This is a genomic window from Streptomyces inusitatus (genome assembly GCF_014651115.1).
Lineage (GTDB): Bacteria > Actinomycetota > Actinomycetes > Streptomycetales > Streptomycetaceae > Streptomyces > Streptomyces amakusaensis.
Window position 1 is genome coordinate 182,122 of record NZ_BMWG01000012.1, and the last position, 23,576, is coordinate 205,697.

Annotated in this window: 17 protein-coding genes; 4 read left to right on the top strand and 13 right to left on the bottom strand. The window is 72.6% G+C overall.

All coding sequences use genetic code 11. The annotated features are described in order from the left end of the window. Positions 1–100 precede the first annotated feature (100 nt). The 5 genes from fxsT to IE247_RS19735 all read right to left on the bottom strand — a co-directional run bounded on the left by fxsT (position 101) and on the right by IE247_RS19735 (position 8,851). Entirely contained in the window at positions 101–4,036 is a 3,936-nt protein-coding gene (fxsT, locus tag IE247_RS19715) for an FxSxx-COOH system tetratricopeptide repeat protein (RefSeq protein WP_190124500.1), read from the bottom strand. Further along, positions 4,020–5,402 (bottom strand): TIR-like protein FxsC, encoded by a 1,383-nt coding sequence (locus IE247_RS19720; RefSeq protein ID WP_190124501.1) that lies wholly within the window; start codon positions 5,400–5,402, stop codon positions 4,020–4,022. Before IE247_RS19720 ends, fxsT begins: the two co-directional genes overlap by 17 nt. A gap of 76 nt (positions 5,403–5,478) precedes the next feature. After that, positions 5,479–6,270, bottom strand: a complete 792-nt coding sequence (locus tag IE247_RS19725) for an AAC(3) family N-acetyltransferase (RefSeq protein WP_190124502.1) — start codon at positions 6,268–6,270, stop codon at positions 5,479–5,481. Next, positions 6,263–8,650 (bottom strand): radical SAM/SPASM protein FxsBH, inactivated beta-hydroxylase extension form, encoded by a 2,388-nt coding sequence (gene fxsBH, locus IE247_RS19730; RefSeq protein ID WP_190124503.1) that lies wholly within the window; start codon positions 8,648–8,650, stop codon positions 6,263–6,265. Before fxsBH ends, IE247_RS19725 begins: the two co-directional genes overlap by 8 nt. A gap of 36 nt (positions 8,651–8,686) precedes the next feature. Next, entirely contained in the window at positions 8,687–8,851 is a 165-nt protein-coding gene (locus tag IE247_RS19735) for an FxSxx-COOH-like cyclophane-containing RiPP peptide (protein WP_190124504.1), read from the bottom strand. 203 nt (positions 8,852–9,054) lie between these two features. On the opposite strand from IE247_RS19735, the gene IE247_RS19740 reads away from it, so the two are divergent. Continuing rightward, positions 9,055–9,987, top strand: coding sequence for a DUF4231 domain-containing protein (locus tag IE247_RS19740; RefSeq protein WP_190124505.1), 933 nt, complete (start codon positions 9,055–9,057; stop codon positions 9,985–9,987). Between the two features lie 43 nt (positions 9,988–10,030). Here the strand turns inward: IE247_RS19740 and IE247_RS19745 are convergent, their stop codons facing one another. From IE247_RS19745 to IE247_RS19765, 5 genes are all read right to left on the bottom strand, one after another. Beyond that, positions 10,031–10,510 (bottom strand): hypothetical protein, encoded by a 480-nt coding sequence (locus IE247_RS19745; RefSeq protein ID WP_190124506.1) that lies wholly within the window; start codon positions 10,508–10,510, stop codon positions 10,031–10,033. 226 nt (positions 10,511–10,736) lie between these two features. Continuing rightward, entirely contained in the window at positions 10,737–11,555 is an 819-nt protein-coding gene (locus IE247_RS19750) for a DUF1684 domain-containing protein (protein ID WP_190124507.1), read from the bottom strand. Between the two features lie 4 nt (positions 11,556–11,559). Further along, positions 11,560–12,861, bottom strand: coding sequence for an NtaA/DmoA family FMN-dependent monooxygenase (locus IE247_RS19755; protein ID WP_190124508.1), 1,302 nt, complete (start codon positions 12,859–12,861; stop codon positions 11,560–11,562). Then, positions 12,858–13,937 (bottom strand): LLM class flavin-dependent oxidoreductase, encoded by a 1,080-nt coding sequence (locus tag IE247_RS19760; protein WP_190124509.1) that lies wholly within the window; start codon positions 13,935–13,937, stop codon positions 12,858–12,860. The genes IE247_RS19755 and IE247_RS19760 overlap by 4 nt, the downstream gene beginning before the upstream one ends. Before the next feature lie 245 nt (positions 13,938–14,182). Beyond that, positions 14,183–16,054 (bottom strand): FAD/NAD(P)-binding protein, encoded by a 1,872-nt coding sequence (locus IE247_RS19765; protein WP_190124510.1) that lies wholly within the window; start codon positions 16,052–16,054, stop codon positions 14,183–14,185. A gap of 629 nt (positions 16,055–16,683) precedes the next feature. Here IE247_RS19765 and IE247_RS19770 point away from each other — a divergent pair. Next, positions 16,684–17,136: a GNAT family N-acetyltransferase gene (locus IE247_RS19770; RefSeq protein WP_229869230.1), complete on the top strand. Its 453-nt coding sequence runs from the start codon at positions 16,684–16,686 to the stop codon at positions 17,134–17,136. Positions 17,137–17,151: 15 nt separating this feature from the next. Here the strand turns inward: IE247_RS19770 and IE247_RS19775 are convergent, their stop codons facing one another. Continuing rightward, positions 17,152–18,378, bottom strand: coding sequence for a DUF5685 family protein (locus tag IE247_RS19775; RefSeq protein WP_190124511.1), 1,227 nt, complete (start codon positions 18,376–18,378; stop codon positions 17,152–17,154). Positions 18,379–18,666: 288 nt separating this feature from the next. Between IE247_RS19775 and IE247_RS19780 the strand changes: the two genes are divergently transcribed. Then, complete coding sequence (locus tag IE247_RS19780; protein ID WP_190124512.1) at positions 18,667–19,110, top strand: cell division protein SepF; 444 nt, start codon at positions 18,667–18,669, stop codon at positions 19,108–19,110. Between the two features lie 49 nt (positions 19,111–19,159). On the opposite strand, the gene IE247_RS19785 is transcribed toward IE247_RS19780, so the two are convergent. Both IE247_RS19785 and IE247_RS19790 read right to left on the bottom strand, forming a co-directional pair. Continuing rightward, positions 19,160–20,350 (bottom strand): acyl-CoA dehydrogenase family protein, encoded by a 1,191-nt coding sequence (locus IE247_RS19785; RefSeq protein ID WP_190124513.1) that lies wholly within the window; start codon positions 20,348–20,350, stop codon positions 19,160–19,162. A 160-nt stretch (positions 20,351–20,510) separates the two neighbouring features. Next, positions 20,511–22,223, bottom strand: coding sequence for an MFS transporter (locus tag IE247_RS19790; protein ID WP_190124514.1), 1,713 nt, complete (start codon positions 22,221–22,223; stop codon positions 20,511–20,513). A gap of 410 nt (positions 22,224–22,633) precedes the next feature. On the opposite strand from IE247_RS19790, the gene IE247_RS19795 reads away from it, so the two are divergent. Beyond that, on the top strand, positions 22,634–23,576 hold a 943-nt coding region (locus IE247_RS19795), incomplete at its 3' end, for a phosphatase PAP2 family protein (protein ID WP_229869228.1).

Below are 23,576 nucleotides of genomic sequence, written 5' to 3' on the forward strand. Positions count from 1 at the left end.
TCCCCCGCGCTGCACCCGCCCCCGCGGTCGCTGCCCTGGCTGCGGGCGCCCTCCCCCGGCGGGCCCGCGCCCCCCGTGGGGCGGCGCGCCCCGGCCGGGCTCAGACGGCCAGCGGCTCCAGGTCCCGGTGGACCCTGCGCTGGTCCCGGGCGATTCTCGTCAGCGCGTGGTCCTCGCCGAGCTGGCGGGTCAGCTCGGCGACCGTCTCCGCCCGCAGCCGGGCCGATTCGTTCTCGCGTCCGAGCGCGCCGAGGGTGACCGCGAGGTTGGAGACGACGCCGAGCACCTCGGGGTGGTGGGGGCCCAGCACATCGCGGAGCCTGGCCGCCGAGCGCTGCTCGATCTCCAGCGCCTCGGCCGTGGCGCCCAGGTCGGCGAGCGCGTTGGCGAGGTTGATCGTGCTGTAGAGGAAGTGGGGGTGGCTCTCGCCGAGCACCTCGCGCATCTTGGTGCTCACATCGGCCAGCAGCCGTTCCGCGGACTCCGGGTCGCCGCAGCCCCACTGGAAGATGCCCAGGTTGTTGATGGCCGCGAGGGTGTACGGGTGGCGCTCGCCCGGCACCAGCATGTACTGGTCCACCACCTCCTGCGCGAGATCGCGCGCCGCGACCGGCTCGCCGCCCGCGAAGAGGTCGGCGGCGAGGTTGAGGTCGCAGGCGAGGGAGTCGGGGTTGGAGGAGCGGGAGCGGTAGCGGTTGCGGGTGGCCGTGGTGAGCCGCCGGGCGTCCTCCAGCCGGCCCGCTCTGCGCAGTGAGACGGCGAGGCTCTTGCCGGCCGCGAGGGTGCCGGGGAAGCTCCGTCCGAGGTGTTCCTTGTACAGCTCGTAGGTGCGGCCGAGGAGGATGACGGACTCCTCGTAGCGGCCCGTCTCCCGCAGGTCGCGGGCGAGCGAGGTGGCGGAGGAGAGGGTGTACGGATGGCCGGGGCCGTGCACTTCGGTGCGGCGGTCGAAGACCTCCTGGTCGATCTCGCGGGCTCTGGAGTACTGGCCGACCATCCGCAGATTGAGGGCGAGGTTGTTGGCGGCGGCCAGGGTTCGGGGGTGCGACTCGTGGAAGATCTGGCTGAATCCGTCGTGGGCCTCGCGGGCGAGTTCCATCGCCTTGGCGTACTGGCCGAGGGTGCCGAGGTCCATCGCGAGTCCGCTGGTGGTCATGTAGGTGTGCGGGTGGGTCGCGCCGAGGACGGCCCGCTGGCGCTCCAGGGTCTCCTCGTCGAGCGCCCTGGCCTCCTTGTAGCGGCCCTGGGAGCGGTAGAGGTTGGAGATGTGGAAGCAGAGGTAGAGGTACTGGAGGTCGTCGGTGCCGAGCATGGTGCGCCAGGTCTCCCGGGCCTCGTCGGCGACCGTGCGGGCGGTGACCCAGTCGCCGCGCTTCCAGAGGTAGCGCACCCGGTCGATGAGGAGTCGTCTGGTCTCGGGCTCGGAGCAGTTGCGCGCCTCCGAGGTGGCCAGATGGGGCCAGATGGTGGCGAACCGCTCCCAGGTGGCGGGGTTGTCGATCGGCTCGTCGTCGTCGGGCCTGGCCCCGGCGAGCACCCGGTGGACGGCGTGCCGGGCGTCGCGCTGTTCCTGTTCGGTCAGCTGGGCCCGGATGACGGCCTGGACGAGCCGGTGCACCTGGATGCTGTTGTTGACCTGGTCGACCTTGGCGAGCGCGAACCGGCCGATCTCCCGGATGACCCGGCCGAGCACCAGCTTCTCCTGGAGCGAGGCGTCGTAGGGCTTGAGGGCGTCGATCATCTCCTTGCTGTAGAGGAGATTGGCGGAGATCGGCTCGGGTGCGAAGAAGGCGCAGAGCTGGAGCAGGCGCACGGCGGCCGGTGAGCGCTCCTTGAGCTTCTCGATGGAGACGTTCCAGGTCGCGGCGACGGGCTGGGGGTAGCCCGCGGGCTGGTTGAGCCCGAGGACGCTGGTGGCCTGTTCCCGGAGGCGTTCCAGATAGTCGGAGACCGGGGTCGCGGTCTCCGCGATCCAGGCGGCGGCCTGTTCGACGGCGAGCGGCAGATCGCCGACGGCGGTGGCGACCTGGTCGGCGTCGGCGACGGTCAGTCCGCGGGCGCGCCGCTGGAGGTGCTCGACGGACTCCTCCCGGGTGAAGACGTCGATGGGGAGCGCGTCGCCGTACTGGGACCAGGTCTGGTTGCGGGAGGTGACGAGGATGTGGCCGGGGCCCTGGGGCGGGAAGAACCGCTTGAGCTGCTCGGGGTCGTCGGCGTTGTCGAAGACCAGCAGCCAGCGGGCGTGCGGCACCCCCCGGCGGAGCAGGTCGATGGCCTCGCTGGAGGCGGCCGTCATGTCCTCGCCGCCCTGTGCGCCGAGGCGGGTGGCCAGCTCGGCGAGGCCTTCGATGACATCGTCGGGCTGTTCCGCCGAGATCCACCACACCAGGTCGTAGTCGGCCATGAAGCGGTGGACGTACTCGATGGCGACCTGGGTCTTGCCGACGCCGCCGAGCCCGTAGAGGGTCTGCGGCTGGGGCAGTACGGCGGCCACCGACATGCCGCCGCCGAGCCGGTCGCGCATCTGCTCCAGCGCGATCGAGCGGCCGGTGAAGCCGGGGTTGCGGGGCGGCGCGTTCCAGATCTTGGGGACGGTGCCGGGGAAGCGCGGGCCGGGCGATCCGCCGTCGGGCAGCTGTACGGGGCGTTCCAGGGCGCGCAGCAGGGCGCTGGTGGCCTGGACCTCGTCGAGCCGGAAGAGGTCGATGGGATTGCGGTCGATGTAGGGGGTGGTGAGGCGGACGTCGCCCACCCGGACGGGCAGCAGATGGTGGCGGGCGCCGCCGCCGTCGTCGCCGAAGGAGCGCTGCCACAGATGGACCGCGCGGGGGGACTTGAGGTAGGCGCCGGAGAGCAGGACCACGGTGCGGGCCGCGTTCTCGGCGATGGTGTGGTCGTCGGAGCCCTCGCGTTCGACGGAGACGTCGCGGGGCACGACGCGGAAGCCGGCGTGGGTGAGCACGGCTTCGATCCAGTCGGCCCACATCCGGTTCTCGGCGACGTAGCTGAGGAAGAGGTCGGCGGGGAGGGCGGGCCTGCGCCGGGTGAAGGCGTCCTTGATGCGGAGTCTGGTCTCGTCGCCGACCGTGGGCATGGAGGTGATCCGCTGTTCGGTGATGACGGCGGTGAGCCGCTCGAAGGAGGAGAGGAGGGAGTTGGTCAGCCCGGTCTCGTCGCCGAAGGTGGCGAGGGTCTCCTCGTAGGCGTAGTAGGGCCGGTAGGGGATCTCCACCGCGCCCCAGTAGGAGGTGAGGTCGTCCCCGGAGAGCCCGGTGGGGAAGCGGTCGAACTTGACCCGGGCCAGTGCCCGGCCCGCGTCGGCCTTCTCCTTCTCGCCCTCGTCGATCCGCATCGGCACCGGGTAGATCCTGATGCCCCGGCCGCCGTAGCGCTCATCGATCTGCCGGGCGACGGAGGCCGCGCCGTCGATGGACTGGTCGCTGAGGGTGAAGCAGTCGACCAGGATGTCGGGGAGGTGGACGGTGCAGATGTCGGCGATGTCGCTGAGCCCGGTGCGGCTGTCGATGAGGACGTAGTCGTAGGTGGCCTTCATGTCGTCGCGCAGGGCGTCGAAGAAGAGGCCGCCGCCGAGCCGGTCGTAGAAGTTGTCCCAGTCGAAGGTGGAGACGGTCGCCGAGTACTCGCGGTTCTGCCGGCCGGCCGAGACGAAGTCGAGGGTGCCCTTGCCGGGGAACTCCCAGCCGAGGTTCTCCGGGGTGAGGGAGACGGCGTGCGGCTGGATACGGGCGTAGTCGACGTGCCAGTCGTCTCGCCGGCCGGTGTCGGGGGTGATGGCGGCCCAGGCGTAGTCGGTGATCAGGTCGATGACACCGGTGGTCGCGCCGAGGGTGGAGGGGTCGAGGAAGGGGTGGAAGAAGCGGTGGAGTCCGGGTGCTTCCAGGTCCCAGTCGACCGCGAGGACCCGTTTGCCGTTGGAGGCGAGGATCCAGGCGGTGTTGGCCAGGGCCATGGTGCGGCCCGTGCCGCCTTTGTACGAGTAGAAGGTGACGATGCGTCCGTCACGACCGGCCGTCATCCGTGTCCTCCGCATCGGGGGCTGTGCCACGCGAGTGGGTGTCGGGGTGGTCGGGGGCGGGAGCGGGGGCGGGGGCTCCCATGGGGCCGCTGAGCCGGAATCTGGTGGGCCGGGCGGAACCGGGCGGCGGGGCGGGCGGGAAGACCTCGGCGTGCCGCAGATACTCCTGGGCCGCGGACTCCACGACCTGGGGGAGGATCTGGCCGAAGGCCTCCATGCTGAAGACCCCCCGGGCCGCGAGGCGGCAGGCGGGGCGGCCCTGGCTCATCTGGCGTGGCATGGTCCGTTCCAATTTCCTGACCAGCTGGGCTTCGGAGAGTCTGCTCTGCGGATCGTCGCGGTTCCAGGCGACGACGAGGCTGACCCAGGGGCGGGGCTCGGCGTCGAAGGCGGCGAGCCGGGCGCAGCGCTCGTCGTCCTCCAGGGCCCAGCGGTCCACGAGGAGTATTTCGGGGCGGGCCGGCGGCTGGTCGGGGTCGGGCGGGGCCTCGTGGTCGAAGGAGGAGACGGTGGCCTGGTAGTTGAGGGAGCGGACCAGGTCCTGGGCGACATAGGCGAGGGGGCGCGCCGAGTCGGGGTGGTAGGGGTTCCAGTCCTGGGACTGTTTTCCGTAGTAGTCGGGGGCGCGGCCCTCGGGGAGGTCGTGCCGGGTGGGGGCGGCGATGGTGAGGTGCATGGGGCGGGGGCCGCCGCTGGGTTTCCCGAAGGCGCTGGGGGCGTGCCGGTAGTCGACCGGGCTGCCGGAGGCGACCCGGGTGGTGTCGGCGACGCTGACGATGCGTTTGGCCAGCTCATAGACGGCGGCTTCGTACTCCTCGGCGAACCGGCGCAGCTTGATGAGGCCGTAGAGGCCGTCGGTGACATAGCGGTCGCCGAAGGCCCGGTGGTTGAACTGGAGCCGTTCGGCGGGGCCGGGGAGCTGCTCGGGGGGCAGTGGCACCCAGAGCGCGGGGACTATGGCCTCCGCCGAGCGGTTGCTCTTGGCCTGGTGGTAGATGGCGCGCTGGGCGAAGGCGTACCACTCCTTGCCGCACATCTCGCTGGCGAAGTAGCGGGGGGAGAAGAGCGGGACGAAGACCCGGCAGGTGGAGAGCACCTCGCCGAGCCGTTCGGACCAGCCCTCGCCGGAGCGTATCTCCCGGTCCATGAAGCCTGCCGGGGATCCGGCGGGCAGATCGGTCAGGGCCAGCACATGGCCGCACAGATCCCTGAACAGCCGTTCCACCCACATGTCGGGGTCCGGTCCGCCCACCCCGTACCTCGGTGTGTGCGCGTAGCTCAAGAAGAAGTACGGCCGATGGTCCGGCGCACGCTGCGCTGTTTCCGACACACGACCCCCGTCCTGTGGGAACACCCGCCTCCGCATCCGGTTTCGACGCGGGACAACAACGAATTAATCATTTCGGAGCCCGACACATCCCGTCTCCCCGCTGTTCGGTCAATCAGCGCCGTTTCTCCGTCATCCAGGCCACGGCGTGATCGACGGCGGCCCGGACCGAGAACAGTCTGGTGGGCCTGCCTCTCAGCCGGCCCTTCTGTTCCGTGCCCCACGTGAACGCGGCACCGATCGCGCCAAAATCGCTCTCGTCCAGCCGGACGTCGTCGTACTCCGTCCATTTCTTACCCCCGTCGGGGCACAGAACTACACAACGATACGACCGAAGGGGCGCATTGGTCCGGTACTCGGCGAGATGAAAGGCGGTGCAGACGTCGAAATCCACATTGATCATCAATACGCGCGCGTCGGTCCGGTAGAGAGCGCCGAGAGGGGAGTTCTCACCGAGGTGGGAGGAGAGGGTGTGACCGGAGAGCAATTCCCCGGCGCGCCGGCCGACGGCCGCGAACGAGGTCTGCGGATGGGTGCTGCGGACGGCCCCGGGGGCGGTGCGGACGGACTCGGCGAGCCGGCCCATGCCCTGGCTCGGTGTGGTGGCCGGGTCGAAGGCGGGCATGTTCCGGCGGAAGGTCTCGGTCTCCTCGGGCGTCAGACCGGCGACCAGGGCGCGGTAGGCGTCGGAGGTGTCGGAGTTGGCCTCGGTGAAGGCTGGGGTGACCAGGGTGCCGTCCGGGCCGAGGGCGTCGAGGAGTGCGTCCCTGAGGGTGTCGGAGTGGAGTCCGGTGGGGCGGAGGGCGGCGTGCACCAGCAGGGTCATGCCCTCGGCGACGCCCAGGGCCCGCAGGGAGCGGGTGAGGCGCTCGTGCTCCCGGGGGCTCGCGCGCCCCGGCTCAGGCATGGCCCGGCTCCGCGCCGGAACCGTCCACACCGTCCGAGCCGCTCGTACCGTCCGGGCCGCTCGTGCTGTCCGTACCGCCGGAGCCGTCCGGACCGCCCGAGCCGTCCAGTTCCCGCCACAGCTCGGCCAGCAGCCGCCGCCCGGCGACGGTCAGTTCGGGCGCGTCCTCCAGGGTCTTCAGCCCCTGCGCGGCCTGGTGCGCGCCCTCGGGGTCGAGGGGCGCGAGAGCCGCTCTCTCGCAGACTCCCGCCAGCAGTTCCGACACCGGGACCTCCCCCTCCTGCCAGGGCGCCGGATGGCGCCACCAGCCGTCCTGCGCGTAGAGATCCGCCACTTCGAGCAGGGCGTTCAGCCTGGCCCGCCCGAAAGCGCCGAGGAGCGCGACCGCCAGTTCCCGGTCGGTGGCGGGCAGGGCGATTCCCAGCGCTCCATAACCGTGCCCGCGTACGCCCGGCTCACGCGTGGCCGACCGGCCAAAAACCGGTGTTTCCCCAGGTGCCAGCGGGGTCAGGGTGGTCAGAGCGCCGGCCAGTTCCGCCGCCCGGGCGGGGGCGGCCGACCGCAGGAGCGCCCAGGCCCCGGTCAGCCTGCGGTCCCAGCGGTCGGCCTCGGCCGGGTCCAGCCGGGGCAGCGCGGGGGCGTCGAAGCAGTCCCGGCAGGGGTCGAGGTCGTCGAGGCGGAGCGGGGGCGCTCCGCCGCCGCCGACGGTGCGTACGGGACGCCAGTCGGCGGTCTCGACGCCCGGGGCCACCTTCAGCGGGCTCCGGCCCTCGGCGGTCACGGTGAATCCGTCCGCCTCGGCCGTGACGAGGGCTTCGCCCCGGGAGCGGGGGCCCGGCGGGAAGAGGCGCAGTGTGCCGAGCGCGGGCAGTTCGAGGAGTCCGTCCTCGTACGGGACGGGAACCGGGACCGGGGCCGGGACCGGGGCCAGGGCCGGGACCGGGGCGGCCGGGTCGCCTGCGGTGATGAGGGCGGCGGCGAGATGGGCGGACAGCCGCAGGGCCTCGGCGATGGCCCCCGGCCGTCCGGCGGCGAGCCCGGTGAGGGTGCGGCGCAGCCAGGTGTGGGCGTAGGGGTGGCTCAGGAGGGCGTCGAGCGCCGGGCCGCCGGGGTCGAGGGCGAGGGCGAGCCGCCAGGCCCGGTCCCACTCCTCGCCGCCCCGCCCGTCCAGTTCGCGGTGGAGGGAGGCGAGGAGGGTGAGGGTGAGGTTCTGGTGTTCGGCGGCGAGGGCGTCCGGATCGGTCACGGCGGCGGGTGTGAGGGCCTCGGCGTCGCGCGCCTCGATGCCCCGGACGAGGGCTTCGAGGTCCGCGCAGTAGACGGAGGTGTTGTCGAATTCCCTGTGGGCGCTGTAGCGGTGGGCGTAGAGGCCGCCGCCGCAGGAGCGCACGACGGGGCAGGTGCGGCAGGTCTCGCCGACGCCCGCCAGTTCGAGCTGGCGGGCTCTGACCCCGGGGTGGCCGGCCACCAGGTCGAAGGGGTGGGTGAAGACGTCGAAGCCGGTGGCGGCGGCCCCGTCGTAGGCGCTCTTGAGCGAGTCGACCTGCTCCAGCGCGCCGTCGGTCTCGACGACGACCAGGTCGGTGGGGGCCAGACCGAGCGATTCGGTCAGGCCGGGGCCGCCGGTGAGGGTGGAGAGGACGGAGTCGAAGAGGCGTACGGGGATGGTCCTGCCGCCTTCGTCCCAGCGGTCGAAGACGGCCAGCAGCCAGTCGGCGTACGCGGTGGGCGAGCCGTCGGGCCGGGGCGGCGGGCTCTCCCAGGTGGCGTGCGGGAGCAGGAAGTCGACGCGCGGCGGGGCGAGTTCGGCGAGGGCGTCGTACACGGCGACGGGGTCGTTGGCGATGTCGACCGTGCAGAGCAGACCGAGGTAGAGATGGCGGTAGCGCTCCTGGCGGAGCAGTTCGACGGCGCGCAGGACCAGGGGGTGGCTGGTGCGTCCGTCGGCGAAGCGGCGGTGCCGGTCGTTGGCGGCGCGGTCGCCGTCGAGGGAGATGCCCACCTTGACGCCGAACTCGTCGAAGAGATCGAGATAGCGGGGGCTGAGCTGGAGCCCATTGGTGTGGATCCGCAGATCCAGCTCCGCGACGCCGTCGAGAGCGGCGGTCAGCTCTTCGCAGACCCGGCGGAGCCTGCCGGGACCGGCGAGCAGAGGCTCCCCTCCGTGCAGGATCACTGACACGGAGGGCAGGGCATGGCTCTTGGCATGCTCGGCCAGTCGCAGAGCTGTCCAGGAAATCGCTTCGTCGGAGATTGCCTTGGGACGGTTACGCCAGCTGTGGTCGGCGTGTTCGTAGATATAGCAGTGGTCACAGGCGAGATCACACCTGCTGTGAACCTTCAGCACGATCTCGCGGAACGGGACCAGCGGTCCTTTCATTCCGCCAGTCTAGGGGCAGACCGGCGAGAGACCGGGCTAGAGAGCCGAGTTGAACGTGGCGGAGCGTACGGTGTGCTCGCCCGTGGTGGGGAGAACCCGCGCGAGCCTCTTTGCCGCCTCCGCCCCCCGAACGTCGATCTGTGCCAGGGGAACTCTGTTCTTCTTCGCGGCGGCGAAGGCCGGGATGGTCTGAATCGTCATGGGGGGCCGTCCTTTGATCTTGTGTCCCAACGCTGTTCACCACGCACCATTGCGGTGGTGGCGGCACGACTTTACTCTCATGGCCACTGTCGGCAACTCAGCTCGGGGACAGGGCGCGAAAGAGTTCGTCACATTCTCACAGGCGGCTCCAGAACGGGTCATTCCACCTAAAGAGTGAAGGCATACAGCAGTCAGGGGGACATATGACCGGGTTTCCTGGTGCAACGGGGAGCATCGTATTCCGCAACAGCGATCTCCCCGCCCTCTTCCACCACACCGACTCCATAGCCGTCGCCCGCCAGCGGGAATCCGTGGGATCCACCCGAATTTCCCTGCTGCTGCTGGTGGTGGGGGCCGCGGCGGCGGCGCTGCCCTCGTCGCTCACGGTGGGCGGCTCGATCCAACTCCCCGGCGCGCTGGGGGCGTTGGCGTACGCCGGAGTGCTCCTGCTGGGCTACCGCGCTTCCAAGCGCGGCGCGAAGTCGCAATGGCAACTGAATCGCTCGGCGGCCGAGTTCATCAAATCGCTGTGCTGGCGCTATTCCGTGCATGGAACACCTTTCGATGCCCGATCGGGCGATCCCGACACGGCCTTCGCCGAACGGCTCGGGGACGGCCTCGGGGAACTCGCCAAAGTGGGCTGGCGGGACCCCCGGCACACCCTGCCCGAGCTGGCCGCGGCCGAGCTGATCACCCCGGCCATGCGGCGGCTGCGCGCGGAGCCGTATCCCGCCCGCCGGGAGACCTTCGTCCGGGACCGGCTGATCGAACAGCGCAACTGGTACCACCGCAGCGCGGAGAACTCCCGCCGGGCGACGCTGCTGTGGTCGCTCTCGATCGGCCTGCTCACCCTGGGGGCGCTCTTCGTCTCCCTGCTGCGCGCCTTCTCGCTCACCGGCTCGGCGGGCGCGGCGGGGGTGCTCTCGGCGGCGGCCGCGGCGGCTCTGGCCTGGTCCGAGATCCGCCGTCACCAGCCGCTGATCGCCGCGCACTCGCTGGTGGAGGAGGATCTGGCGGCGATGCACACCGCGATGGAGACCACGGTCACCGAGGCGCAGTGGCCGTCCGCCGTCTATGAGACGGAGCGGATCGTGTCCCCGCAGCACACGGACTGGCTGGTCCGGCACCGCAGCTGAGAAGGGGGCGGACAGAGGTCGGAGCAGGGTCAGGGGCCGGGGATCAGGGGCGCTTCAGCCCCTCGCGCCAGATGACGGTCACCGGGGTGCCCCGGCCCCTGGCGTAGTGGACGATGTCGGCCGTGCCGCCGAGTCCGCGCGCCGGGCAGCCGTCCCAGACGGCGAACAGCCGGTCGCAGTTGTCCGCGATGTACGCCCCCGCCGCGTAGTACGCCTCGTCCGTGGAGTGCGGGAAGGCCAGCCGGACCTCCCTGGTCGCCCGCCCCCTCAGCTCCTGGAAGCGGGCGAGTTCGGCCGGTTCGGTGAAGCCGTCCGCGTAGTCGCCGCTGGGGATCACGGCCGTCAGCTCGGCCCCGCAGGAGAGCGCCACGTCCGCGAAGATCTGGTCCGCGCCGACAGCGAGGCTGGAGTACGCCTCCAGCGTCCCCTCGTGGCCGTGGAGCGCCTCGCGCAGCCGGGCCCTGATGTGTCCGCCGGCCCCTTCGGGGATGAACCGGTGGCCGGTGATCCCGATCCGCCTCATGTCCCCGCCCCCGTCTCCGGGCCCCTGGGCCTCGCCCCCGGGGCGCTTCGTGACGCCGGGCCCGTCGCCGCGGCCCGCAGACGGCCTTCCCCGCGGCGGGGGCGCGTACTCCCGTGTTCCGGGGTCGTTCGGGGCATCGGGGACGGAGCACCGCCCCCGGCGGCGCGCAGGCGGCCGGGGGCGGGCCCGGGGTCGGAAGGGGAGCGAGGAGGGCGCGGCGGCCGGGTCAGCCGCCCAGCAGGACGCGCTCCCCCGCCGCCACGGCGACCGGGAGGGTGTTCCCGGGCGGCGGGAACGGGCAGATGAAGTGGTCGGCGAAGGCGCAGGGCGGCAGCAGCGCCCGGTTGAAGTCGACGGTCACCGAGCCGTCCTCGGCCGGGGCCGCCGGGCGCAGGAAGCGGAACCGGTAGCTGGTGTCCCCGCCGGTGGTGTCGGAGAAGACCGCCCAGAGCGAGCCGTCGTCCTCGACGGCCGCGTGCAGCCGGTGCTCCTCCCCGTCGAGCACGAAGACGATCTCGCCCGCGAGGCCGAGCCCGCGCTCGCGCCCGTCGGCGTTGGCCACCCGGACGCTGCGGTGCTCCGGATAGGGCAGAAAGCGCCCGGGCAGCGTCCAGCGGGGGTCGTACCCGGTGGCCTCGATGCCCGTGAACGCGGCGCGCGCCGGGGAGCCGGGGTCGAAGTCGCGTACCGCCCAGAGCCCTTCGCGGCGCAGCACCACGAGGCGCCGGTCCCCGTGGGCGACCGGCGCCTCGGGGATGGGGCCGTGGTGGGCGGTGAGCCGGGCGGTCCCGGTGAACGGCTTGCCGTCGAGGGTGAGTCCGTCGGCGGCCCCGGCGGTGAGCACCACCTCGTCGCCGTCGGCCGTCCAGGTGCCCGGGACCGGCGGGATCCGCCCGTCCGGGTGGTCCTCCAGCCAGTGTGTGCCGGTGAGCGAGAGCGGCCCGTACGGCGCGGTGATGGTCTCCACCCGCCGCCGGTGCCACTTCCGCCACTCCCGCGGCTCGTCGCTGCCGTCCTCGGCCGGTCTCTGTGCCTGGGTGGTCATGCTGTCAACCTTTCCATATCGGCTCGGCGAGCCCCAGGTGGGAGCGGAGGGTCCGGCCGGAGTACTCCGTCCGGAAGGCTCCGCGCTCCTGGAGCAGGGGCACCACGCGGTCGACGAATTCGTCGAGTCCGCCGGGGGTGATGTGCGGTACGAGGATGAATCCGTCGGCCGCCCGCAGGTCGACGAAGCGCAGCAGTTCCTCGGCGACCGTCCGCGGGGTTCCGACGAAGGACTGACGGCCGGTGGTCTCGATGACGGTCTGCCGGATCGAGAGGCCCTTCGCCTTCGACAGGGCCCGCCACCGGGCCGCGATCTCCAAGGGGTCGTCCATCCTCACCCGGCCCTGGGCGAGGGTGGAGTCCGGTTCCGGGTCGATCTCCGGGAGCGGCCCGTCGGGGTCGTACGAGGAGAGGTCCCGGCCCCAGATCCGCTCCAGGGCGAGGATCGCGTTCTGCGGGGAGATCTGCTGCCGGCGGATCTCGGCGGCCCGCTCCCGGGCCTCGGCGTCGGTGTCGCCGAGGACGAAGGTGACCCCCGGCATGATCTTGAGGTCGTCGGGGTGCCGGCCGTGCGCGGCGAGGCGCGCCTTGACGTCGGCGTAGAAGGCGCGGCCCGCCTCCAGTGTGCCGTGCCTGCTGAAGATGACGTCCGCCGAGGCGGCGGCGAAGTCGCGCCCCTCGGCGGAGTCCCCGGCCTGGATGACGACGGGATGCCCCTGGGGGGACCTGGGTACGGTGAACTCCCCCTCGATGGTGAAGTGCGCGCCCGTGTGCTCGACGGGGCGCGCCGCGCCGTCGGGGGTCCAGGAGTCCCAGAGCTTCCGGGCGGCGTGGAGGAACTCCTCCGCCCTGCGGTAGCGGTCGGCCCGGTCCAGATAGCCGCCGCGCCGGAAGTTCTCGCCGGTGAAGGCGTCGGAGGTGGTGACCACGTTCCAGCCGGCCCGGCCGCCGCTGAGATGGTCCAGGGAGGCCAGCCGGCGGGCGAGTTCATAGGGCTCGTTGAAGGTGGCGCTGACGGTGGCGGCGAGTCCGAGCCGGTCGGTGACGGCCGCGAGCGCGTTCAGCACGGTGATCGACTCGGGGCGGCCGACCACGTCGAGGTCGTGCACCCGGCCCTTGTGCTCGCGCAGCCGCAGCCCTTCGGCGAGGAAGAAGAAGTCGAAGAGTCCGCGTTCGGCGGTGCGGGCGAGATGTTCGAAGGAGGTGAAGTCGATCTGGCTGCCGGAGCGTTCGTCGGCCCAGACGGTGGTGTTGTTGACGCCCGGGAAGTGGGCGGCGAGGTGCAGCTCGCGGTGTAAGGCGGTCATGCGGCCCCTCCTCCGGGCGCGGTGGCGTACTGGTTGGCGGGCCGGGCGAGCCCGAGGTGTTCGCGGAGGGTGCCGCCGGGGTGGAAGGTGCGGAAGAGGCTGCGGTGCTGGAGGAGGGCGACCGTGCCGTTGACGATCCGCTCCAGGTCCCGGTGGGGGGCGATGGGGGCGAGATGGAAGCCGTCGGCGGCCCCGGCCCGGTGCCAGCGGGCGATCAGCTCGGCCAGTTCGACCGGGCCGCCGCTGAAGTGCGCGACGGGGGCGGCGGTACGGGGTCTGGCCTCCAGCCCCGGCTGGGGGACGGACTCGCTCCCGCCGAGGTCGACGGCGATCGAGACGAGCACCCTGAGCTGCCGGGGGTCCCGGCCGCGGGCCCCGGCGGCGCGGTGCAGATCGGCGCGGAGCCGGGCCGCCCGCTCCGGGGTGGCGGCCCGGACCAGGACGACATCGGCGTGGGCCGCGGCGACCCGGTGGCCCGGTTCCCCCGCGCCGGTGAGGTCCACGACGGTGACCGGTCGGCCCTGGGGCGGCCGGGGCACGGTCGACGGGCCCCGGACCCGGAAGGAGGAGCCCTGGAAGTCGACGTGGTGGAGTTTTTTGCGGTCGATGAAGCGGCCGGTCGCGGTGGAGCGGATCTCGGCGTCGTCCTCCCAGCTGTCCCAGAGCCGGGCGACGACGTCGGCGACCTCGCCCGCCTCCCGCCAGAGCGCGTCCAGGGGGGCGGCTGGGCGGCGGCCGAAGAGCCTGGCCTCCGCCTCGGTGGCGGAGACCCCGACGGACCAGCCGGCCCGGCCCCGGCTGACCCAGTCGAGGGTGGCCACCGAGGTGGAGACGTGGAACGGCTCGGTGTGGGTGGTGGTCACGGTCGGCACCAGACCGATCCGGCGGGTGCCGGGGGCGAGCCGGGCCAGCACGGCGAGCGCGTCGAGCCCGGGCCGGGCGAAGGAGTCCCCGAGGGTGACGAAGTCGAGGGCGCCGCGCTCGGCGAGCCCGGCGAGTTCGGCGTAGTGCTCGGCGCCGCAGTGCGCCGGACCGTCGAGGGCGACGGCCAGATGGGGGGAGCGGGTGGCGGACATGGGAGGCCTCTCCGGGGGGTCGGAGCCGTCGCGGGCGGTCGGTCCCGCGACGGGCGGTGGTCCGGTGAGTGGTCGGTTCACCGGTGGAGGTGCGGGAGATCGGTCGAAGCGCCGAGGCCGGGGGGTGCTCGGCCACGGGCGGTACGAGGTGGTGCACGGTGGTACGAGGTGGTGCGGGCGGTACGGGGTGATGCACGGTGGTACGGGGTGATGCGCGGTGGTACGGACAGGGCGGGCGGGGCGGGTCAGGCGGAGGGGCGGGTCCGGGCGGAGAGTTCGCGCAGCAGGGTGAGCGCCGCGCGCGCCGTGGCGTCGTTCTGCCCGAAGGCCGCCCCGCCGGTCCGGGGCCGGGTGAACGCCCCGCTGTTGCGGCCGTCGGTGTGCGGCCCGAGCGCGAACCGGCGCGGGTGGGACGCTCCCGTACGGTCCAGGATCCGGCCGTCCGCCGGGTCGACGGCGAGCAGCCCGGTCGGGGTGCCCGCGGCCCCGCCCTCGTGGAGCGCGCGCAGCAGCGGGCTGGCGCTGCGCTCCAGCGAGGGTTCGGGCAGCCGTGCCTCGACGAGTGTCCGGGCCGTCACCGGCGGACCGGCCACCCCGGCGCCGGCCGCGTGGAAGACCCCGCGCCGCTCGTCCGTGCCGACGGCCGTGTCGGGCCCGAGGAAGCGGACGACCCCGGCGCGGGAGAGCGCGAGCAGCTGGCGCAGCCGGGGTCCCGGCGGGCCGGAGGCGAGATAGCTGAAGTAGCCGTGCCACCAGTTGCCGATGTCGCCGAGCCGGACGAGCTGTCCGTAGACGGAGAGCAGTCCGAGGAAGACGGCGAGGTCGGGGCTGCGGGCGGGGTCGTGGGCGCGGGTCAGATCGGCCTCGACATGGGCGCGCAGCTCCTTCTGGAGCGCCTCGTGCGAGGCGAAGCGCCGTCCCGCCAGGGGCCGGTCCAGACCGAGGAGGTCGAGCCGGTCGGCGGGGTCGGGCACGGTGCCGGCGATCAGTTCGCGCAGCCGGGGGGAGCCGGGCTCGACGGCGGTGTACCTCTCGTCGAAGGCGGCCCAGCCGCCGCCGGAGGTGCGCTCGGGGTGGGCGTGGAAGAGCCGGTGGTAGTGGGCGTGGCCGAGTTCCTTGTCGATGAGCGGCCAGATGTCCCGCCGGAAGTCGAGCGGGCCCCGGCGCAGCAGCTCCGCGGTCTGCTCGGGTCCGAAGTGGCGTGGCAGCGGCGGGGGTTGGCCCCCGAGGTCGTATCCGATCTTCGTACGATACGGGACTCCGCGCCGCGATCCGGCGTACAGGACGGGCTCCCGGCCGGAAGGGACGTACTCGCCGTTCTCGTACCGTCCGCCGCGGCCCTCGGTGAGCAGCACCATGAGGTCGATGAAGGCGAGTCCGAGGCCCCGGACGATGACAGGCTCACCGGCGGGTATGCGGTCGAGGTCGCTGTCGGCGGTGAAGTCGGGCGGCAGATGGAGCAGTCCGTGGCGGTCGGCGAAGGCGGCGAGGGCGCTCTGTTCGGCGTCGGGTTCGGCGTCGAGATGGCCGAGAGTGAGCAGTACCAGATCGGCGGTGAGCGACGGGCCCCCGCCCGCGAGCCGGATCCGCTGCGGGCCGTCGCGCGGGCCGGTGACGCGCAGCGCGGTGGTCCGGTGCTCGTGGACGGTGACGGAGGGCGGGAGGGCGGCCACGGCCCGCTCGTAGAACCAGCGCAGATAGGAGCCCTGGCTGGTGCGGGCGGAGAAGGTGCGGCCGTCGACCCCGGCCCATTCCGCGAGGGTGGGGCCGGGTCTGACGGGTCCTTCCTGGCGGACGGTGTCGTCGGTGAACATGGTGACGTCCTCGGCCATGGAGTTCATCCACAGCAGCGGGGACTGGTCGGCGCGCCAGACGCGGCCGGGGCCCGGCGGGTGGGGGTCGATGAGATGGACCTCCAGCGGGAGGTCTCCGTACAGCTCCCGGGCGTTGGCCGCGAGCCGCTCCAGGAAGCCGGCCCCGCGCGGGCCCGCGCCTATGACGGCGATGGACGGCGGGGCGGGCGGGGGCCTGCGGGTGCGGCGGGGTGGCCGGATCTCATCGGTGGGGCCGGGCGGGGCCGGGGGGCTGGCGGAGAAGGCGTCGGCAGGGGCGGCCATAGAAGGGCTCCGTGGATGCGTGTATCGAACACGGGCCTGTCTTCACCGGAAGCGTCCGCGCTGCGCGCGCCGAGGCGATGGGGAGCGCGCCCCTCAGCACGACCCCCGCCCGAGGCTAGGCGCTCGGCGGGGTCCGCTGTCAAGGGTGTCCACACTGTGAGCCGTTGATCTCACGGCAGTTGACGCGAAAACGGATGCCTGTTCCACTTGGGCCATGTCTTCACAGCAGCCGCTGGTCAGGCGCTCCCACATCGACTTCGGTCGCGTGTGGTCCGCTTCCTGTTGAGCCGACCGCGCTGCCTCGTGGGCCCTTTGTCGGCCCCTCCCTCCGCCCGGCCCCGCCCCTGACGTACCGCCGTCGGTCCTCCCGGACCGGCCGTCGGCGTCCGGCGGGCCGTGCGATCCCCGTCACGGCACTGTCGTCACCCTGCTCCGCGATGCGCACCACGCTCCACTCCCCTCGCCGCACCGTCGCCCCGATCGCCCTCCCTCGAACTCGAAGGGTCCGCATGGCGTACACCCCGCACTGTGATTCCGTCGATTCCGCCGGTTCCGTCGATTCCGTCCCGACGGCCCTCCGTACGACGGCACCCCGTACAACGGTCCTCCGCACGACGCCCGCCGACCCGCTGGCGCTGCCCCTGCTGGAGGAGCTGTCCCACGAGTACCTCGTGCGGTACGGGGACAGCTCCGACCTGACGCGCTATCCGGCCGTCGAATTCGCCCCGCCCGACGGCGCGTTCCTGCTGCTGCTGGAGCGGGGGCGGCCGGTGGCGGGCGGCGCGTACCGGCGGTACGACGGTGTCACCGCCGAGCTGAAGCGGATCTGGACGCACTCCGCCCACCGCCGCCGGGGGCTCGCCCGGGAGGTGCTGCGGGTGCTGGAGGCGGAGGCGGCCGGGCACGGCTACACCCGGATCCATTTGACGACCGGGCCGCGCCAGCCGGAGGCCAGGGGGCTGTATCTGGCCACCGGTTACCGCCCGCTCTTCGATGTCCGCGCCGATCCGGAATCGCTCGGTCTGCTGCCGTTCGAAAAGGAGCTGCCCGGGGAGGCGGAGGGGGACGTCCCGACGCCCTGACGCCCTGACGGATCGTCAGTCGCAGGCGCAGCAGCAGCCCTCGCAGGAGCAGCACGAGCACTCGACGCAGTCGCCGTCGCGGCAGCAGCCCTTGCGCTTCTTGCGCGACCAGGGGCCCTCGTACTCCTTGGCGCAGCAGAGCCGGCAGGTGCACAGCAGTCCGGTGAAGGCGGCGCAGCCCGCGAGGAAGCCCCGGGGGGAGGGGGGCCGGGGCCCGTCGGCGGGCGGTCGGCCGCTCCCGCCGGGGCCGCCCGGCCCGCCGGGGGTCCTGGGGCCACTGGGGTCACCGGGGTGTGCCCCGTCGTACTGACCGCCTCCCCCGTACGAGTGGTTTGGGCCGCTTCGGTGAGAACCGGACGCCGAGACCTGCCCCTGGTGGGAGCAGCTTGTCGTACCGAATGCCCGGTCCACCGCCGTGGCGAGTTCGTGGGCGAGCAGGATGTGGACCAGCCGGCCGTCGGTGAAGCGCGCGTCGCTCAGTGCCAGGCGGACTCCGCGCACGGCGTCGTCGGCGAGCCGGCGGGCCTCGGCGAGCGGGGTCCCGGTGGCGGTGAGCGGGTTCCAGGCCCCGGCGGCGGCGTCGGCCCACTGGTCCTCGACCGCGTCCAGCAGATGGGCGAGGCGTCCGAAGAGGCGGCCCGCCTCGGCGAGCGGGAGGGCGTTCTCGGGGCGTCCGGCGAGCACGGCGGTGTGCGCGAAGGCGGCGGCCGTGGCCGTCTCGGTGGGCTCGGTGACCGTCAGCAGCGGGGTGCCGGGCCCGGCGAGGGCCTCGATCCCGGTCTGCCGGTCGACCGCGTCGAGGAGTACGGCGGTGTCGAAGCCGACGCGCGCGCCCGCCCGCGAGCCCGCCCGGTCCCAGCCCGCCGCGACCTTGCGGGCGGCGGCGGCGAGCGGTTTGCGGGCCAGCAGCCCGTCCCGGTCGGCGACATGGTCGCGCACCTTGGCGGAGGCCAGCACCAGCGAGACGGCGGCCGCGAGCCGGGCTCCCTCGCCCCGGGCGACGGGGGCGGTGCGCATGGCGCGCAGCGGGCAGGGGCCCGCGGTGCGGCGGGCCGCGGGGGTCCGTTCGGACTGAGCCTCCGTCAGGACGGAGATGATCAGGCCGTCATAATTGGTGACCACTCGTGCGAATTGGCCGTGGTCCGAGCGGAGCGCCAGACAGAGGCCGCAGAGGTGCGCCATCCACTCCGCCCTGAGCCCTTCGGTGAGCCGATGGCCGCAGGGCCGGACGATCCCGAACATGATTTTCCCCCGTGCGTCGTTCAATTGTGCGGGCCGCATCGTATCGAGGGATCGATCACCCGTACGTCCTGGACGTCACCCATCCGGACTGACTTTCATATTTTGTGCGGATCACCACCCGCATACGGGAAGAAAGCTGACGAACCACCACATCATCTGCACCAGTCCCGTCACGAAACCCCTGCGCTGCGGCTATCCACTTGGCGCGCGATCCGCATGATGGACCACGATAGGGACAGGAAAGACGAAAGACCGCTAGTGAGCGGACCGCAGTGGAAGGAGGCGTCCATGGGATCTGTGCGCAAGGCGAGCGCCTGGCTGGGACTCGTCGAGGACAACGACGAGCGCTACTACGCCGACGAGTACGCCGAGTACTCAGAGGGTGCCGAGACGGCCGACGCCTGGGTCACCGACCCCCGGGTGCGCGTCGCCTCCGAGTCCGCCCAGGCCGAGAGCCGCCGGATCGCCACTGTCTCGCCCACCTGCTTCCGGGACGCCCGCAACATCGGCGAGCTGTTCCGCGAGGGCGTCCCGGTGATCGTCAACCTCACCTCGCTGGAGTCCGGCGACGCCAAGCGCGTGGTCGACTTCGCGGCCGGGCTCACCTTCGGACTGCGCGGCTCCATCGAGCGGGTGGCCACCCGGGTCTTCCTGCTGAGCCCCGCGCACACCCAGGTCGTCACCGGCGAGCCGCAGGGCCGTCCCCAGGACGGCTTCTACAACCAGAGCTGAGCGGGCGCTCACCGGCCGCGACCCGGACCCGGGTCACCGGGCCCCGGGCTCACCGGAACGCGTCCAGCCCGGTGAGCGCCTTGCCCAGCACGAGCTGATGCATCTCGACGGTGCCCTCGTAGGTGAGGACCGACTCCAGATTGGTCGCGTGCCGCATCACGGGATACTCCAGCGAGATCCCATTGGCCCCCAGCACCGTCCGCGCGGTGCGGCAGATGTCGATCGCCTCGCGGACGTTGTTCAGCTTCCCGAAGCTCACCTGCTCCGGACGGAGCCGGCCCGCGTCCATCCGCACCCCCAGATGGTGGGCGAGCAGGATCCCCTTGTGCAGCTCCACCGCCATGTCGGCCAGCTTGGCCTGAGTGAGCTGGAAACCGCCGATGGGCCTGCCGAACTGCTCCCGGGTACGGGCGTAGTCGAGCGCCGAATCGAAGCTGGCGCGCGCCGCGCCCATGGCCCCCCAGACGATCCCGTACCGCGCGTGGTTCAGACAGCGGAGCGGGCCGCCGAGGCCGGTGGCCCCGGGGAGGACCGCGTCGGCGGGCAGCCGGACCCCGTCCAGGACCAGTTCGCTGGTGACGCTCGCCCGCAGGGACCACTTGTGGCGGATCTCGGGGGCCGTGAAACCGGGCAGCGAGGTCGGGACGACGAAGCCCCGGATGCCGTCGTCCGTCCGGGCCCAGACCACGGCGACCCCGGCCACCGAGCCATTGGTGATCCACATCTTGCGGCCCGTCAGCACCCAGTCCGAGCCGTCCCGCCGGGCGTGGGTGCGCATACCGGCCGGGTCCGAGCCGTGGTCGGGCTCGGTGAGCGCGAAGCAGCCGATGGTCTCCCCCGCCGCCATGCCGGGCAGCCAGCGCAGCTTCTGCTCCTCGGAGCCGTAACGGTGGATCGCGTACATCGCGAGGGAACCCTGCACGGAGACCAGGGAGCGGATGCCGGAGTCGGCCGCCTCCAGCTCCAGACAGGCCAGTCCGTACTGGACCGCGCTCGCGCCCGCGCAGCCGTACCCCTTCAGCGACATCCCGAGCGCGCCCATCGCGCCCAGCTCCCGGGCCAGCTCATGGATGCCGGGCAGCTCGCCGCGCTCGTACCAGTCGGCGATGTACGGCAGGACGCGCTCGGCGGCCCAGGCGCGCACGGTGTCGCGGACCGCCAGATCCTCGGGGGTGAGCAGCTCGTCGATGCCGAGCGGGTCGGCGGCGTCGAAGCGAGCCGGCGTCGGGCTTTCGGGCATACGGGCCTCCGCTGGGCAGACGGCTGGGCGGCAGCTTCGGTCGATCACGGGCTCCGACGTTACGGTCCGCCGTCCCGGCCGTCCAGACCCGCCCGCCACGCCGGAACCGCCCGCCCCCGCGTATCACCGGCGTATCACCGGACGGGAGGCGAAGGACCGTTCAGCGCGGGGAGCCGGAGGCGTCGGCGGCACAGGGGGCGGGTTCGCGCCCGGCCGTCAGGGCGGTGCCGGGGAGCGCGGCGAGCGGGCCGTCGCACGGGTCGTCGGGGTCCGCCGGTTCGCCGCGCCGGGGCGGCGGGCAGACCGTCCCGGCCGCCTTGGCGCCCCGCCGCCCGGGCGCGCACTCCACGATCGTCGGCAGTTTCAGCGCGGCGAGCGAGCCGAGCAGCAGCAGCCCGGCGCTGACCGTCAGGGTGATGTGCAGGCCGTCGACGAAGGAGTGGCGCGCGGTGGTGCGCAGCGCCTCACCGGCCGCGCCGCCGAGGCGCTCCGAGACCTGATAGGCCTCGCCCAGCGAGTGGGAGGCGGCGGAGGCGGCCCCTTGGGGCACCCCGGCGAGCGAGTGGAACGCGGGGGCGTAGGCCGCGTTCATGACGCTGCCGAGCAGCGCGGTGCCCATGCCCGCGCCCAGCTGGTACGAGGTCTCGCCGATCGCCGCGGCCCCGCCCGCGTGCTCCGGCGGGGCCTCGCTGAGCATCGACTCGTACGCCGCGAACAGGGTGGTCTGGAGTCCGAATCCGAGAAGGACGAATCCGGTGGTGAGCAGCACCGGCCGGTCCTGCTGTCCCATCAGCGTCAGCAGCAGCACCGCCCCGGCGGTCAGCACGAAGCCCCAGCCGACCATGCGGCGGGTGCCGACACGGCGCAGGATGTACGAGCCGCTCGCCCCGGCGGCCATCGCGGCGAAGGTCAGCGGCAGCAGCCTCAGCCCGGTCTCCAGCGGGCCCAGCCCGAGGATCAGCTGAAGGTACTGGACGGCGATCAGCTGGAGCCCGACCAGCGCGAGCATGGCGAGCACGATGCAGCCGACGGAGGTGGAGAAGGCGGGCGCGGCGAACATCCGGATGTCGATCAGCGGATGCCTGCGGCGTCTCTGCCTGCGGACGAAGAGGATCAGCAGCGCCGCGCCGGTCAGCAGCGGGACGCCGGTGACGGGGTCGAGCAGCTGGTGTCCGACGCCGATCCGCTTCACCCCGAGGACGATGCCGAGGACTCCGCCCGCCGCCATCAGCGCGCCGAGGACGTCCCAGGGGCCGTCGAAGCCGCCCTTCGACTCGGGCAGCAGCCAGCGGCCCGCCGGGAGGAGGATCATCATCAGCGGGATGTTGACGAGGAAGACCGAACCCCACCAGAAGTGCTCGATGAGGAAGCCGCCGAGGACCGGTCCGGTGGCCGCGCCGATGGCGGCGACGGCGGTCCAGATGCCGATGGCCATCGCCCGCTCCCGCCGGTCGGGGAAGACCGAGCGGAGTATCGAGAGGGTCGCCGGCATGATCATCGCGCCGCCGAGGCCGAGCAGGGCGCGGGCCGCGATCAGCACCTCGGGGGTGGTGGCGAACGCGGCGAGGGCCGAGGCGACGCCGAAGATCCCGAAGCCGAGCAGCAGCACCCGCCGGCGGCCGACGCGGTCGCCGAGGGTTCCGAAGAGGATCAGCAGGGCGGCGCAGATCAGCGGATAGGCGTCCACCATCCACAGCAGCTCGACACCGGTGGGGCGCAGATCCTCGGTGACCGCGGGGACCGCGATGTGCAGCACGGTGGCGTCCAGCGCGACCAGCAGCAGACTCACACAGAGGACGAGAAGGACGACCCAGCGATTGCCGCCGCCGCCCGCCGCACGCAATCGTGCCGCGGCCGTGGTCGCCCCTGACATGCACACCTCCAGTGATCTCTCCTCGCGCTCGGCGGGCCAGCCGGGGACGGGGACGGTCCCTCAGGGCGGTCCGGCATCGACGGGCGAGTGAGCCGTCAGCGTACGCGAGTTCCGAGCGGCGGTCGCGTGTGGCGTGCGCCACGCCGGGCCGCCGCCGACTCCGCCGCCGTCCGGGCCCGGGACGGCGGCGGAGATGAGAAAGAATTCATACGGCAGAGTGGTGAACGTCAATTCGCGCCACCGAAAGGACCCTTCAGGAGAGCGGATGAGCAATAGGCCGGGTGACCTCCGGGATTTCCGAGTTGGCAGCAAATAAACCATCACGCCTGAGACATACTCCACATCACATCGTCATCACAAAGACGCTGGATCGGCCTAGCCCCGCACTCACTCGCTGTAACGTCGATAGGGTGCGTACCGACATCTTCGCCCGCTTGGACCGAGAGCCGGAACCGCCGAAGATAGAGATCCCGCGGATGAGCCGCACTCGCCTCGCCCTCTTCGGCGGGACGTCTGCGTTCTATCTCGCCATCGTCGTCGCCGTGCTGGCCTCGACCTGGCTGGTGCTCATCGACTGGAAGGTCATGCTGTTCCGGCCCTATCAGCAGTGGCCGGAGCTGCACCCCTATCTCGATTACTTCGTGGTGCTCGGCCAACGCGGCCCCACGGCCGTGATGGTCGCCGCCTGGCTGGGCTGGCGCTCCTGGCGCCAGCACACCCTGCGGCCCCTGCTGGTGCTCGGCGTGTCGCTGTTGCTGCTCAACGCGACCGTCGGCGCGGTCAAGATCGGCCTCGGCCGGCTCGGCCCTCACTACGCCACCCGGATCGGCTCTCCCGAGCTGTTCGCCGGCGGCGATATATTTCCCTCCGGGCACACCGCCAACGCGGTGGTGACCTGGGGAATCCTGGCGTATCTGGCCACCACCCCCAAGACCCGGCGCTATCTGTCGGCGCTCTCCGCGACGGTCTCGCTCGGGGTCGGTCTGACCACCACCTATCTCGGTACGCACTGGCTGAGCGATGTGCTCCTCGGCTGGGCTGCCGGGCTGCTGATCCTGCTGGGACTGCCGTGGTGCGAACCGCTGATCGCCAGGACGGAGGCCCTGATCTTCGCGCAGCGCGAGCGGTGGCGCGCGCGCCGCAGGCTCGTGCCCTCGCTGCCGGTGGCGGCGGGCGGACCCCGGCCGGTGCTGGTCTCCCAGCGCCGATCACCCGCCCCGGCGGCGGCCAAAACCCCGGGGCGGGAGCCCGCGCCCGGCGGCCGGCTGTACGAGCCGGGGGTGGGGGGGGGCCCGACGACCGGCCGGCGGGGGGGCGCGAGCCCCCAGCAGGGGCCCGCGCGCCCGCGCGGCC